We start from the raw sequence: 15,216 nt of genomic DNA, 5'->3' as shown, positions 1-15,216 counted from the left end.
TCTCCTATGGACGCTGTGATTCGATAAAGCGAGCTAAGCTGGCAACACTGTGGAAATGGGCCTTAGTGGCATCCGAATTGGCTTCGATTTTGACATCAAATTTTTTCTTGATGGCTAAGCCGAGCTCGAGGGCGTCGATAGAATCTAAGCCTAAACCTTCGCCAAATAGCGGTGCATCGGTTTGGATATCATCAATGCTGACGTCTTCTAGATCGAGACAGTCGATGATTAACTGCTTTATTTCATTGTTTAAGTTCATAATTATTTTCGAGTTGTTGTTTATAGTAATGTTCAAGATCCCGCGTCAGCTGCCGGGCCATTTTTGCATGCTCACCTAAAGCCGCTTGGTACTTCTGGTAAGAAACGATTGTGCCGATTTCAACGGCCATTCCCATGGTTTGCCTTGGGATTTCATACCAAGGTTGCTCCTTTGTCAAACCACGCACATTGGTACGTAGCACCACAGGTAAAATATCCGCTTCGGCCCTTAAGGCTATATTGGCAGCGCCGCGGGCAAAGTGGTTAATGGTCGCACCGACCACCGTACGCGTGCCCTCGGGGAAGATAATTAAATTGGTGCCTCTTGCGAGCACTTCGCGGCAATCCTCTAGCATGAGTTCGGCGCCGCGATTGGGAATATAACCCGCGCAGGACACCACACCACGCAAAAATGGATTACGCCACAAAGCTTGTTTGACTATGCAGCCCGCATTGGGCATGAGACTTATCAATACCACCACATCGACTAAACTGGGGTGGTTGGCAATGACGATAACGCCTCTGGCATCATGTAATTTTTGGGCATCGTGGCTGCTGACCTTAATCACACCTGCCCAAGTGAGCATGGCGACAAAGCCTTTGAACATTAAATGCACGGCCTTTTGTACCCGAATAATCCGCGCCTCTGGTGTGCCTGGCCAAAAACGCAGTAGTGGCAGAATGGTCAAGGAGCTTAATAAGCCGCCTAAGCCAAAGGCGATATAACAACTTACACCGCCTAGCCAACGTGGCACATAATTCAGCCCTTCGCGGCGAGTTTCCGGCAAGGTATAAGCGGCATTGAGCATTGAATCTTCATGGCCCTTAGCGGCGTCATGGCTGTGGGCTGCATCAAACATGCTCAAGTCTCCAATGCCATTGGGATAAGCAGCCTGAAATATTTTGCGCCGTTGCTAGGGCGTGGATAAATGCACCATAGGTCAGCGGATTTAAAGCTGTTGCCTTAGAAATGCGGCTCACCGTGAGCTTGGCCGAAGCGGGTGTATCGAAGGGCGCGAGCTGTAGGCCTAGGGCCAAAGGTAATTCAAATTCTTGGGTAAACTCATCGTACACAGGTGGCACTGGATCATCACCGAAGACTAATAACAATGGTTCTGGCGATTGATGTAATTGGGCGAAGGCTTCGACCATAGCTTGGGACAGGGTTTCTGTGCCCGCCGCAACTGAGGTTGAAGGCGCGGTATTGGCCGCCACTATGCCAAAAATGCCGCTGGCGGTGTTGTGCACCGACTGACTAAAACCTAAGGGCGATAAGGGCTGTTTGGCGATAATGTCTTCGAGCAGGCCAATGGTGCGCTGTAACTCTCCATGGCGCGAGGCAAAAATAGAGCGACAATTTGCAGGCATTTCGCACTGAAAACTCACCTCTAACATCATCTTAGTCAAGCGACTAAAACGGCGGCGCTGCATGGCGGGAATTTGTTTGAGTGCGGGAGCTGTGGTATCCGACTGTGGTGGCGTATCGAGATTGAGCTCAGCCGAACTCTCGCACCAAGTTTGCCAACTTTGATGGTGCTGATATTGGGGGGCCCAAGCGCCCCAAGAGAGAATGCTGAATGTTAGTTGCACTACTTTGCCTCGACACTAAATTTAAGCTGTCTTAGTTATCCCTAACTAAGTTAGAACATTAATGGATTGCCATACCATAGTGAGGAGTATACGCGTTAGAAGAATGACGCTCGAAATGCCCTCTACAGCGTGGTCATTCTACACTATGCCCTTTCTTTTTATGAAGCCATTTGCATTGTGCGGGTTAACGGAATGGGATCAAGTGCTGTGATTTGCAGCGCTTATTCGACATTGAGTAACAAACATCGCAGTGGCTATCTGATTTCGCAGACGCTTTAACTTACAGGTTAAAATGAAAAAAGGCGCACTGAGCGCCTTTTGGCATGAGCTTGATAACCTATTGCGACAATTGATTCTCGATTTTACGCAGCGCTACTTTCAACTTGCGAGTATTTTCTGGACCCATACGGATCAACAGTTTTTGGGCACTGGGTAGTGCCTCTAAGTTAGGGTCAACGAATTGATAGTTAACGCTAATTGAATTCAGCTCAATCGGATCTTCAATAATAGGTGCTGCGAGTAACATTTTAATCGCTTGCAGCATTCTGTCGTTAAATTTGGCGTTGCTGTAGCCGAGTTCGGTAAAGGCTTCCTCTAGGAGCGGTGTCAGTTGCTTGTAAGTTGTGATTAAGCTCTGTTCGTCCATTTTGGCAATCGAGTCAACATAGGCGTCGTATCTGTGGAAACCCTCAGGATTTAAATACACTTTGTTGGTGATTTCTGAGACTGAGAACAGCTTCTCTGGTCCTTTAAGTGGGCTTACTTTACGGGTTAATTCACCCTGAGCTAGGTTATCCACGAATACCACAAATTGACGGACGAGATCTTGCTGTACTAACGAAGAACTCAGCACATTGTTATTGATCATGGCGAGGGCTTTTTGTTGCACAAATGCATCACTTTCAGCCAGCACAGGCACAGGTTCTACGACAACTTCAGGCTCTGCCACTGCAGTGGTTTCAGTGCTATTGGTGTTCGTTTCTGTAACGGCAGGTGTCGTCTCAGTGGTTTCTGGCTCTGGCGCACTTTCGAGCGTCATAGGTTCAGATGGCGGTGTTTCTGGCAATACAATAGGGGCGTTAGGGATGAGTTTAGGTGAGTCAGAATCACCGCTGTAGTAATAATATCCTCCGGCAGAAAGTAGCACGACGAGCACTATCGCAAAAAGCGCAAAGCGATTGCTGCTAGAAGAAGTCTCTTGAGGTGTTATTCTATCATCTTGATTAACTTGCATTTTACATCCTTCGCTTGAGTGTCAAGGTAACTTGGTGAATACATGCAGCTAACATTAAAGTGCAAGAGCGGGCTATTTGAAGGCCGCAGGTTCATTTTGCAAGTTTCCATGCGCTTGTCTATAGCGCTTAGCTGAACATAAACAATTTATTTCGAGTAAAGGCAGATGTTACGCCTCGTTCTTTACCCTTTAATATTTACGGCTTAAGCCTGCACATAGTGCTGCCTGTGCCCGAGCCAACGTAAAATAATTGCATCGACCTTTTCGGGAGCTTGCGCCATTACATGGCTCGCTAATTTCTGAATGTGTGGGATCAAAGCTTGATCGCGCACCAGATCGGCAATTTTGAGCTCAGCCAGTCCCGTTTGCTTAGTGCCAAGCACTTCACCCGGGCCACGAATTTCTAAATCTTTCTGCGCTATGATGAAACCATCATTGCTTTGTCTGAGTACGCTCAGTCTTTGGGTGGCGGTATGGCTCAACGGCGCCTTGTAGAGTAACACACAATGGCTTGCGATGGCGCCTCGACCGACTCGTCCGCGCAGTTGATGTAGTTGTGCTAGACCTAAACGTTCAGGGTTTTCAATGATCATCAGGCTGGCATTGGGCACGTCGACGCCCACTTCAATCACGGTTGTCGCTACCAGTAGATGAATAATGCCTGCCTTAAAGTCGGCCATGATTTGCTGTTTCTCGGCGCTCTTTAATCTGCCATGCACTAGGCCAATATTGAGCTCGGGCAGGGCGAGGCGCAGTTCTTCGGCTGTGTCTTCGGCGGCTTGGCATTCGAGCACTTCGGATTCTTCAATCAGAGTACACACCCAATAGGCCTGACGTTGGTCGCTGATGACAGCGTTGCGGACCCGTTCAAGCACTTCGTTACGGCGTGAATCAGCAATCGCCACTGTGGTTACTGGAGTTCGCCCCGGCGGCAGTTCATCGATAATGGACGTGTCGAGATCTGCATAGGCCGTCATCGCCAGCGTGCGGGGAATGGGTGTGGCTGTCATGATCAATTGATGCGGGTGGAAACCTTGGTTCACGCCCTTTTTCCGCAGGCCTAAGCGTTGGTGTACGCCGAATCTGTGTTGCTCATCGATAATAATTAACGCGAGTTTGCTAAAGACCACATGCTGCTGGAAGATGGCATGGGTCCCAATCACCATCTGGGCTGCGCCAGATTCAATATCCGCAAGGGATTGGGTTCTGGCCTTGCCTTTAAGTTTTCCCGCCAGCCAACCTACCTTAAGTCCGAGTGGCTCAAACCAAGCGGCAAAGTTAGTTGCATGTTGCTCGGCCAATAACTCGGTCGGTGCCATCATGGCAACTTGATAACCGTTTTCAATCGCTTGTAATGCCGCCATCGCCGCGACTAAGGTTTTGCCAGAGCCAACATCCCCTTGCACTAAGCGCATCATAGGGTGCGGTTTTTCTAAATCTTTGCCTATATCAGCCACGACTCTTTGCTGGGCGCCAGTCGGCTTAAAGGGCAAAGCCGCGAGGAAGGGATTGAGCAACTGCCCCGTGGCCTGCATGGTGACAGCGGCATCTAAATTACTGCGCTGCCTTAGGCGTAACATGCTGAGATTGTGGGCGAGTAATTCTTCCTGCACGAGTCGTTGCTGGGCTGGGTGTTGACCTAGCTCTAAATCGAACTGAGAGATCCCCGCAGGAGGGCGATGTAGCGTCTGTAGCGCTTGTTTAAGGCTGATGTTATTAGGTTGCAATTGTGGTGGCAGAAGTTCAGTTAAGCCACCCTCTTCTAGCAATACCAAGGCTTGCTCGGTCAGCTTTAGCCAACTCGCCTGTTTTAAGCCCTCAGTCGTGGGATAAATCGGCGTTAGGGTATCACTCAGATGAACATCTTCACCGGGATAGACGACTTTATATTCTGGATGCACTATCTCAGCTTGATGACTACCACGGCGCACTTCACCATAGGCGCGGATCATCAAACCATTTTGCATGGCATTACGCTGAGCAACGGAAAAGTTAAAGAAGCGCAGACTTAAGCTGCCCGTATCGTCGCGCACATTGCAGACCAGCATGCGCTTGCGGCCTTGGATGATTTGTGTCGATTGGATTTCAGCTTCTATAGTGCCATAACCGCCTAGGCTGAGGGCGGCAATGGGATAGATTTGGGTTCTATCTTCGTAGCGCAGGGGTAAGTGAAACAGCAGATCTTGTACTGTTGTGATGCCGAGCTTTGCGAGTTTCTCCGCGACCTTTTTGGCGACGCCTTTGAGGTCGGTGATCGGAACAAGATCCAATTGCTGCAAGTCGTTAGCACTCAATCACTGTGAATTTATACATATATTAACAGAGAATAAGCGTAAGGCAATCTCAAGGGGAATTAGGGTGTTATCAAATTTTGTTTGGAAGCATAGCTAATATCTTTCTGCGACCTTAAGGCCGCAAAATTGTTGATAAGATATCGTTAGGCTGAAAGCGTGGTTAACTGTGAGTGTTATTACAACCAGCCTTTTTGCTTGGCAATGCGGGCTGCATCGATTCGATTACTGGCATTGAGTTTGGCTATGGCTTCAGAGAGGTAGTTGCGAACAGTCCCTTCGGCGATAAAAAGAGTTTCGGCGATGTCGGAGGTGGATTTGCCTTCGCTAGCGAGGCGAAGAGCGCGGCGTTCTTTGTCGTTGAGCGGGTCGACATCGCCAATCGCCATCATGGCAAGTTCAGGATCGATCACTCGTTTTCCCGCCATTACTTGTTGAATCGCGTTGACTAAGGTTTCCGAGGGCGCATCTTTAAGCAGAAAGCCGCCCACACCCGCTTCGATGGCACGTTTAATATAGCCCGCACGGCCGAAGGTGGTAATGACCACTATCTTGGTTTGGCTATGTTGCTCCTTTAACCATGTGGCCAGCTCTAAGCCTGTGCGGCCGGGCATTTCGATATCCGTTAGCAAGAGATCAAAGCTTTGCTGTTTGAGTAAGCTTAGAGCTTCGTCACCGTCACTCGCTTGGGTGATACTAAAACCCCCTGCAAGCGTAAGGAGTGCGGCGAGTGCTCCTCGCACCATAGCTTGATCTTCCGCCAATAAAATCTTCATTAATGTGTTGCTCCCTGCAAAGGTAAACTGACGGTAAAGGTATATCCCTGTTCGAGATTATAGCTCAAGCTGCCGCCTAAACTGTCGAGACGCTCGCGTATACCAGTGAGGCCATTACCTTCTATAAAAGGTTTGGCCGCGGCATTGTCTTTGACTTCTAGCAGCAGGCGGTCTGATTGCTTAGAAAAGTGGATAGAGCATTCACTTGCACCGCTATGGCGAAGAATATTATTAATGAGTTCGGTGAGGATCAAACTCAGTTGGCTTTCTGTGGTTGCACCTAGCTTGGGTAGCTCACCACTGAGCTCGACACTTAAGCCTTTATCCCTTAAGGATTTACAAAGCTGCGTCACGCAACTCTCTAGACCCTTGTGTTTGTAGTCTGACACTGTGTGGCGGATCTGGCTTAAACTTTCCCTCGCAATTTGTCCTAGCTCAATCAATTGGGTTGATGCGAGTTCATATTCTTGTTTTGCGATAAGCTTTTCGGCTAGCTCGGCCTTAAGGGCGATGGAAGAAAGGCTATGCCCCATAATGTCGTGTAGATCCCGCGCGATACGTTCACGCTCAAGCATAGTGGCCAAGGTGGTAATTTCTTGGGCACTTTGCTGTTCTTTCAATTTATGCCGATAACGTCTGCGTTCGGCGACACCAAACATGCCCACGCCGAGCACTAATCCCGAGCCGTAAAGCGGAAAGTAGTAACTGTTAAAGTGGTAAATCTCATTGAGGGCAAACAACAGGCCGATGAGGGCTGCAATAGCCAACAGACAGGTCCGGAGAGGATAAAAAAAGCCAATGAAGAAGGCGGCAAAGGTAAATAGCGAGATAGAGCCTGGGTTGATTGGTGTGATCGCTATTGCTATGACCACCATAATGAGAATGGGCAGATAGGCGCTACGGCTATTGCACTTATAGGTCCAAAAATAACTGGCAATAAAAGGGATTAACACGGCAAAACTGAGGGCGATTTTCCAGCTTGGATAGGGATTTATGGCAAGTGGGATCAGATAAAACACTAAGTTTATCAAATACACCCAAGCAAGTTTTCGTTCGAGCTGAAGGGGAGTGCTTATCATGATGCCTCTGTGTCACTGAGTTGGTTGTTGAATGCCCACCGATGGCATCTGTTTTAATTTATTCTTTTTAGGGATTGGCGCTATCGTCAGCGCCATAGATCCCCGTTAACAACTTTGTCTATTTTGCACTTAATTGCTGATTTTGTTGAAGCAAAAATTTTGCCCAACCATAATCTGCTTGTACTTTGATCGCTTGTTGCCAATCTTCAATCGCGCCTTGGCTATCGCCTAATTCCTGTTTAGCGAGCCCGCGCCACGTGTAGGCTTCGGCTTCACCCCAGCAAATGTTGTCGCAAGGCTGGGCGAATCTTTCTATGGCTGTAGTGGCTAAGGTCTTAGCATTTTGCATGCTGCCGCCAAATATGGCTGGCGTGTTATAGGCGGCGATGGCTTTAACAAGCGCTACCCGTGGATTTTGTGGTTCTAATTGTTCGGCACTGGCAATCGCCTTGGCGGATTTCATGCCGAGCGTTGCACCTTTGCTATTGTCTAAGGCGATTTGCATGCCATAAACCGACGATAATAGCGCGAGGGATTCTGCATTCGCTTGGCTGGTTTCGAGTGCTTCTAATGTGGTTTGCGCTGCACTCAGTGCGCTGCTAGCGAGTGTTTTCTGCCCCATTACATTGGCACTGATGGCTAAGCGATAGTTCGCATAGGCTTTATCATAATCTTGAGTGCTACCGCTCAGTTGTTGTAATTGCGTTAGATTCATCGCATTCGAGGCCGCGTCTACATTGGTGATGTTAGTGTTTGATGGCGTTGCTGCAAACGAGTGAGTACTGATAAGCAAAAAGCTGGAGGCGAGGAGTAATGTTTTCATGGTATTTCCTTATTGAGTGAGTTTCCCAATGTTTGGGTACGGGCTCATTATCAGAAATTCGATAGAAGAAGTGCAGACACAAAGGTCATGGCTTTGGCATGACAAATGTCATCAGTTGAGTTGTGTGCTTATATTTTTTATGAGGTGTGCTTTAAAGAAAGTGCGTGATGAATAAAGTGGACAATACCTAGAGAGCAAAACACCGGAGAGGCCCCGGTGTTTTTTTATCGCAAATGATCAGCTAAGTGTTAAACCACAGCTTGAGTGCTTGCTTGGTTTATTAGGTAGCCCAAGTAACCTAAGTAGCACAGTAGTAATACTGAACCTTCGCGGCGGCCAATACGAAATCCTGTCCAAGCGAAAGGTAAAATCATGATGGCAAATGCCAACATCACGATGAAATCAAAGGGTTGGAAGCCAAGTGATGATACCGGCTGTACTATTGCAGTAATACCTAAAATACCCAAAATATTGAATATGTTAGAACCGACAACGTTACCTATGGCTATGTCACTCTGACCTTTCAGTGCTGCGAGAACAGAAGTTACTAACTCTGGCATACTGGTACCAATCGCCACGATCGTTAGGCCGATAATGACTTCACTGATACCGAAGGTCTTGGCTAAATCTACCGCGCCGTTGACAAACAAAATACCGCCACCGACTAACATACCAATACCGACTAAGATAAATAGGGCTGAAAGTAGCGGATTATTTGGACCTGCTTCAATCTCTTCCTCTTCATTACCATTTTTCGAGCTGATGTAACTAAAGGCTAAATAACCGAACAGTAGTGACAGTAATATCACACCGTCAATTAGGCTGAGCTCGCCATCTAACAAGAGTGCCCAGAACAACATAGAAGCCAATATCATCAAAGGGATATCACGCTTTACGACTTGAGATTGCACTTGAATAGGGCGGATAAGTGCCGTGATGGCTAAAATCAAACCTATGTTAGCAATGTTAGAGCCAATAACGTTACCTAAGGCGATACCGCTGTTTCCTGCTAGAGCAGATTTTACACTCACAGCCAGTTCTGGTGCACTAGTACCAAAGGCAACAATAGTTAAGCCTATGATAAGTGGCGTAATACCTAAACGTAGAGCGATTGAACTCGCGCCACGAACTAGGGCTTCAGCGCCTAAGGTTAAAATAATAAAACCGCCAATAATCGATAGTGTAATTAGCATCGTTAGACTCTGTTAAACCTAATATTGAATGGAAAAGTACAAGGGAATTGCCCCTTGGCCGACTGGCGCACATGATACGTGGTTTTATCGGATTTTGACAGAATATGTCATAAAAAAGCACACCCTAGGCGTGCTTAGTTTTAGCTGATGACCATACTCGCCAACTGATTGTTTGGCCTAGTTATTTTTGAGTTAATTCATCTTCCCAGCGGACTTGGGCGCCACGAATGCCGTCAACTCGTTCGCTAAAGGCTTTTTCAAGCACATGGCGTTTGATTTTGAGGGTAGGCGTGAGCGCATCATTCTCAATCGTCCAAGGATCACTGACCACGACAATCGCATCGACATGTTCGTGTGACTCTAAGTGCGGATTAACGCTATCGAGTGTCGCTTTGAGTGAGGTGCGGACTTCTTCACGGGCTTGTAGATTGGCCCCTTCGGATAACTGCACTAGTGCGACTGGATGTGGCAGACCAGAGCCAATCACACAAATCAGTTCAACATGGGGATCCTGCGCCAATTTACGTTCGATAGGCACGGGCGCTACATATTTGCCCTTGGCGGTTTTAAAGTTGTCTTTCACTCGGCCAGTAATAGTGACACAACCATCGGCATCGATGGAGCACAAATCGCCTGTGTGGAAGAAACCATCAGCATCGAATGCCGCTGCAGTAGCTTCAGGCTGCAGATAATAAGCTGTCATTAATCCCGGGCTCTTGAGCAGTAGCTCACCATCCTCGCCTTGGCGGATCTGGCAATCCTCAACTGGGCGGCCAACAGTACCAATTTTACGCGCATCAAAAGGATAGTTGATGATCGAATAGGCACAGTTTTCTGTCATACCCCAAGCTTCGCAGATATTAAGACCAATACTGTGATACCAGTGGATCAGTGATGGCGGAATAGGTGCCGAGCCAGAGCCGAGTAGACGACAATGGTTCAAGCCTAAACCCTTATGGATTTTGTATTTCACAAAGCTGCTAAGCAGTGGGATTTTCAGCAATAGATTAAGTTTACTGACCCCAATTTTGTCGATAATGTTTTTCTGAAACAGGCTCCATAACCGTGGTACCGAGAAGAATACCGTTGGTTTTGCCCGTTGAACATCGACAACGAAGGAGTCGAGACTTTCAACGAAAGCCACCACACTACCTGAGTAGAAGGATGAGCCTTCAATCGCAACGCGCTCTGTGATGTGGGCTAAGGGTAAATAGGATAAAAGTCTATCGTCGCCATCGGTGCGCAGGTCACGGACGACCGCTTGGCAAGTCCAGCCATAGCTGGCGAAGGTTTGAATCGCGCCCTTAGGTTGGCCAGTCGAGCCAGAGGTATAGATGAGTGTCATCACTTGATCTGGAGTAGGAAGTGGGGCGTTAACTAAGGGGTAGCCTAGCTTAAGTAATTGTTCCCATTGATATTGTGCTGGCATCGTATCATAAGGCATGGCAAGGCGTAGTAGCTCGCCGCCGACACCAGCCTCTTGGTCAGCCCAATGGTCAAGTTTGCCGAGAAAAATGGCTTTTGCGCCACTGTGTTGCAGCACATAGCGAATAGTATCTGTGTTGGCGGTAGGGTAAATAGGTACGCTGACATAGCCGCCGTGCATCAACGCGAGGTCGGTGATAAACCATTCGGCACAGTTTTTAGAGAGAACGGCAATTTTATCACCACGCTCTAAGCCTAAGTGATGTAAGGCTCCGGCAAGTTGTTGAACTTTTTCTTGAACTTCAGCCCAAGTAAAATCAAGGAATTGACCCTTGATCGGTTGGCGTAAATAGACTTGGTCCCCCTGAGTATTAGCCCAGTGCGCCAGCATTTCAATTGGCGTCTTAATCGCTGTATCCATTGGCAATTCCCTGTTATTTATTGTTCTTTTGGCTGTACCCAGTATGGCGAGTTTTGTGAGCTCGCGCAAATAGTTTACAAGATTGTAAAATATGAGAATGGAGCGCAAAGCCTACAAGTTGAGTGTTATACCAATCGTATTAAATATCTGTTCATTCAGCGGGAGTTCAACGCGCTTTAGACAAGGCGAAGGCTTGAAGGCATAGTGGTGCTCTGTCGAAAGCCTTAAACGCAGTATAAAGCGCGTTGCCATGTAGTGAACATCAGCCGCCCTTCGGGAGCCACACAGGCATCCCACTCCGGTGTTGCATTGACTTAAAAGGGAATAACCATTTCTGCGTCAATGCGCCTTGGATTGAAATGCCTGTGAGGCTCTGAACTGATTAGATATTTAATGTGATTGGTATGAAAGCAAGATGAAGAGAGTGGCGAGCGGAGTGTTGGATTGTGTTGGCAACAAAAAGGCGCCGTAGCGCCTTTTTGTTTATAGAAGGTGAAATGCTAGCGCTTACAGCTCCATCACACCGTCCATTTCAACTTGAGAATCCTTCGGCAATTGCTTCACGCCGATAGCAGCACGGGCTGGGTATGGCTGGCTGAAGTAACGGCTCATGATTTCATTTACTTTAGCGAAGTGGCTTAAATCAATCAGGAAGATGTTGAGCTTAACGATATCGTTGATTGAACCACCCGCAGCAGTACAAACCGCCGTTAGGTTTTCAAATACTTGCACGACTTGTGCTTCAAAATCATCGCTGACAATTTGCATTGTGCTTGGCACGAGCGGGATCTGGCCAGATAAATACACTGTGCTGCCGATTTTAACCGCTTGTGAATACGTGCCTATGGCCGCTGGGGCGTTTTCGGTCGCTATGATGATTTTTTCTGCCATGACGCTCTCTCTAGTGTTGAGTTAATTAACGATTACGGGATGTGCGCAGTACTTCGGGTAGTACCCTAATTCGGCGCATCACGTTGGCTAAATGGATCCTGTCTTTCACCGAAATCCGCAGGTTGATCAAATACACGCGACCATCGCGTTCTTCAGTGCTGAGGTTGTGAATGTTTGAACCTTCGGCGGCAATGATCGAGGTGATCTTCGCCAGTGCACCTTGGTGGTTAACAATTTCCACCCGCAGATTGGCTTGGTAATCAACGCCTTCAACATTATCCCATTGTACGGGAATATATTTGTCTGGCTCGCCTTGATAACCACGAATATTGGCGCAGTTTTCCATGTGTACCACTAAGCCCTTACCTTGGCTCACGTGGGCTATCACGGCATCACCTGGGATGGGGCGGCAACAGTTAGCAAAGGTAACGAGCATGCCTTCGGCGCCACGAATTGGCATCATGTGGCCGTCGCGACTCTCTTGATTCTCAAGATTATCGCCAATCAAACGCTGGGCGATAACAATACTCATGGCATTGCCAAGGCCGATGTCGGCGAGCAGCGAATCGAGCGTGGTATGTTTAGTATCGCGGATCACTTTTTCAATCTGCTCAGGCGCAATGCTATCGAGTTTAGTTTTGCCTAGCGCATGGTTGAGCAGGCGGCGACCGAGTGCAATCGCATCATCACCTTTAAGGCTTTTCAGCACTTGGCGGATTTTAGCGCGAGCCTTGCCAGTCACCACAAAGTTTAACCAAGCGGCATTCGGACGCGCGCCTTTGGCGGTAATGATTTCAACGGTTTGGCCTGAAATTAACGGTTGGCTAAGCGGATACGCTTGGCGGTTAACGCGGGCTCCGACGCAAGTATTACCCACGTCCGTATGCACTTCGTAGGCAAAGTCTACCGCGGTTGCATTCACGGGCAATTCCAGAATGCGACCTTCAGGGGTGAACACATAAATCTCTTCAGGGAAGAGTTCAGTCTTCACGTTTTCAACGAATTCGAATGAGGTGCTGGCGCTTTGTTGTAATTCCAACAAGCTTTGCATCCACTTACGGGCACGCACTTGAGTCGTCGTGCCTTGGCCTGTTTGCGCCCCGCCTTTGTAGGCCCAGTGTGCAGCTACCCCTTTGTCGGCCATCTGATCCATATCTTCGGTACGAATTTGGATCTCAACGGGCACGCCATGTGGACCAAATAAAGAGGTATGGAGTGACTGATAACCGTTGGCTTTAGGGATAGCGATATAATCTTTGAAACGACCGGGACGAGGCTTATAAAGTCCATGCATGGCACCGAGTACGCGATAACAAGTGTCGATGGAATCGACTATCACCCTAAAGGCGTAGATATCCATCACTTCTTGGAATTGCAGTTCTTTACTCTGCATCTTGTTATAGATGGAGTAGAGGTTTTTCTCGCGACCTTTGACTTTCCCTGGAATACCCGCATCGTTTAAGCGCGTATACACAGCGGCTTCAATGCCTTGGATCAATTCTTTGCGATTCCCACGGGCGGCTTTAACGACTTCTTTAAGCACCCGATATCGCATGGGATAATAAGCTTGGAAACCTAAGTCTTCTAACTCGGTCTTGATGTTATGGATACCGAGACGGTTAGCGATGGGCGCGTAGATTTCTAAGGTTTCGCGGGCGATACGGCGACGTTTGTCGGGACGCAGTGCGCCTAAAGTACGCATGTTGTGGGTTCTATCGGCAAGCTTGATGAGGATAACGCGGATATCCTGCGTCATCGCCATCATCATTTTACGGAAGTTTTCAGCCTGAGCTTCTTTCTTGTCGCGAAATTTAAGCTTATCGAGTTTTGACACGCCTTCGACGAGTTCGGCCACCGCGACACCGAATAGTTCGGCTAAATCGTCTTTGGTGACATGGGTATCTTCGATAGTGTCGTGGAGCAGTGCTGCCATCAGCGTCTCATGATCAAGACGCATGTCAGCAAGGATGCGGGCAACCGCAACCGGATGAGTAATATAAGGTTCGCCACTCGTGCGCATTTGCCCTTCGTGGGCATCGCGCGCAATCTGGTACGCCTGCTTGAGCAATTCTACCTGTTCAGGTTCTAAGTAACCGGAAGCAGACTCCTTTAGACCTTCAAACAGATACAAGTGGCAGCTCTCCTTTTACCTAAATAGGTTTTTACTCAAAAACTATAATGAACGACCTTCAGCAATGGCTGCAACCGCTGCAATTTCAGCTGCTTCACGTTCACGCACCGTTTGACGCTCATCTGCATCTAAGGTGTGAGCGTTAACTAAACCTAGTTCGATTTCACGCAGGGCGATAACCGTGGGTTTGTCGTTCATCTCTTCAACCATAGGGTCTTTACCCTGCACGGCGATTTGGCGAGCACGACGCGCCGCAACCAAGATCATATCAAAACGGTTGCCGATTTGTTCTACGGCGTCTTCTACAGTTACGCGAGCCATGTGTTGAAACTCCAGTTTATCTAGGGAAAAAATGACGCAAAATTGTACACTATGACAGCTATCCTGCCAACAGATCGTGAAGCATATCATTTTGCGCGTGGATCTGACTAGCACCTGTTAAGCGCTGACTGCGAATGATGGCACGCAAATCGGCTAAGGCAGTGTCAAAATCGTCGTTGACGATAATAAAATCATATTCTTTATAGTGGGACATTTCCGATACGGCTTGTGCCATACGGCTGGCGATAACATCGCTACTGTCTTGTCCGCGACCAGTGAGGCGGCGTTCTAGCTCGGCTTTAGAGGGTGGTAGAATAAACACACCAACGGCTTCTGGCATCACGGCTTTAACTTGTTCGGCACCTTGCCAGTCGATATCGAGGAAAACATCGATACCTTGGGTGAGCGTATGCTCGATCACATGGCGCGAGGTACCATAGTAATTGCCAAACACTTCTGCCCATTCAAAAAAAGCATTTTCAGCAATTAAGGCTTTGAATTGCTCAACATTAACGAAGTGATAGTGTTGACCATCAACTTCACCTGGGCGTGGTGCGCGGGTGGTATGAGATACCGAAACCTGCATGTCGGCTGGCTTGTCTTTAAGCAAGGCTGAAATCAACGAGGATTTACCTGCGCCACTTGGCGCCGACACAATAAATAAATTTCCGCGTGCGGTCATGAGCTAAATATCCAATGGGTTAACGCAAGAAGGCCCAGAAAGCCGAGTATTATACCGATTTTGACCATAGAAATACTAGGGCTTGTTGGCTGGCAATTTAA

General features: G+C 48.1%; 14 protein-coding genes. All 14 read right to left on the bottom strand.

The window, feature by feature from the left end; genetic code table 11:
* Positions 1-4 precede the first annotated feature (4 nt).
* Positions 5-259: a phosphopantetheine-binding protein gene (locus L5L97_RS11855; protein ID WP_113941114.1), complete on the bottom strand. Its 255-nt coding sequence runs from the start codon at positions 257-259 to the stop codon at positions 5-7.
* On the bottom strand, positions 243-1,118 hold the full coding sequence (locus L5L97_RS11850) for a lysophospholipid acyltransferase family protein (RefSeq protein WP_173242769.1): 876 nt from the start codon (positions 1,116-1,118) through the stop codon (positions 243-245). The genes L5L97_RS11855 and L5L97_RS11850 overlap by 17 nt, the downstream gene beginning before the upstream one ends.
* Positions 1,111-1,848 (bottom strand): beta-ketoacyl synthase chain length factor, encoded by a 738-nt coding sequence (locus tag L5L97_RS11845; RefSeq protein WP_113941113.1) that lies wholly within the window; start codon positions 1,846-1,848, stop codon positions 1,111-1,113. Before L5L97_RS11845 ends, L5L97_RS11850 begins: the two co-directional genes overlap by 8 nt.
* Before the next feature lie 337 nt (positions 1,849-2,185).
* Entirely contained in the window at positions 2,186-3,082 is an 897-nt protein-coding gene (locus tag L5L97_RS11840; RefSeq protein WP_219255063.1) for a DUF3014 domain-containing protein, read from the bottom strand.
* 203 nt (positions 3,083-3,285) lie between these two features.
* A complete protein-coding gene (gene recG, locus L5L97_RS11835; RefSeq protein ID WP_263182101.1) occupies positions 3,286-5,361 on the bottom strand; it encodes an ATP-dependent DNA helicase RecG in 2,076 nt (691 codons plus the stop codon).
* Positions 5,362-5,552: 191 nt separating this feature from the next.
* A complete protein-coding gene (locus L5L97_RS11830; RefSeq protein ID WP_113941110.1) occupies positions 5,553-6,149 on the bottom strand; it encodes a DNA-binding response regulator in 597 nt (198 codons plus the stop codon).
* Entirely contained in the window at positions 6,149-7,228 is a 1,080-nt protein-coding gene (locus L5L97_RS11825) for a sensor histidine kinase (protein ID WP_263164398.1), read from the bottom strand. The genes L5L97_RS11830 and L5L97_RS11825 overlap by 1 nt, the downstream gene beginning before the upstream one ends.
* Positions 7,229-7,346: 118 nt before the next feature.
* Positions 7,347-8,051: a hypothetical protein gene (locus L5L97_RS11820; protein ID WP_263164399.1), complete on the bottom strand. Its 705-nt coding sequence runs from the start codon at positions 8,049-8,051 to the stop codon at positions 7,347-7,349.
* 248 nt (positions 8,052-8,299) lie between these two features.
* Complete coding sequence (locus L5L97_RS11815; RefSeq protein WP_105251158.1) at positions 8,300-9,244, bottom strand: calcium/sodium antiporter; 945 nt, start codon at positions 9,242-9,244, stop codon at positions 8,300-8,302.
* Positions 9,245-9,425: 181 nt separating this feature from the next.
* Positions 9,426-11,090, bottom strand: a complete 1,665-nt coding sequence (locus L5L97_RS11810; protein WP_212600293.1) for an AMP-binding protein — start codon at positions 11,088-11,090, stop codon at positions 9,426-9,428.
* A 507-nt stretch (positions 11,091-11,597) separates the two neighbouring features.
* On the bottom strand, positions 11,598-11,981 hold the full coding sequence (locus L5L97_RS11805; protein ID WP_263164401.1) for a RidA family protein: 384 nt from the start codon (positions 11,979-11,981) through the stop codon (positions 11,598-11,600).
* Between the two features lie 25 nt (positions 11,982-12,006).
* A complete protein-coding gene (gene spoT / locus L5L97_RS11800) occupies positions 12,007-14,112 on the bottom strand; it encodes a bifunctional GTP diphosphokinase/guanosine-3',5'-bis pyrophosphate 3'-pyrophosphohydrolase (RefSeq protein WP_105251161.1) in 2,106 nt (701 codons plus the stop codon).
* A 42-nt stretch (positions 14,113-14,154) separates the two neighbouring features.
* On the bottom strand, positions 14,155-14,433 hold the full coding sequence (gene rpoZ, locus L5L97_RS11795; protein ID WP_007651394.1) for a DNA-directed RNA polymerase subunit omega: 279 nt from the start codon (positions 14,431-14,433) through the stop codon (positions 14,155-14,157).
* A gap of 58 nt (positions 14,434-14,491) precedes the next feature.
* Positions 14,492-15,115: a guanylate kinase gene (gene gmk / locus L5L97_RS11790; RefSeq protein WP_105251162.1), complete on the bottom strand. Its 624-nt coding sequence runs from the start codon at positions 15,113-15,115 to the stop codon at positions 14,492-14,494.
* Positions 15,116-15,216: the final 101 nt, after the last annotated feature.

The organism is Shewanella sp. SM71, assembly GCF_025653905.1.
Taxonomy (GTDB): Bacteria; Pseudomonadota; Gammaproteobacteria; order Enterobacterales; family Shewanellaceae; genus Shewanella; species Shewanella oncorhynchi.
The sequence above is the reverse complement of the archived record's forward strand: the minus strand, read 5'-3'. Positions and strand labels throughout refer to the sequence as shown.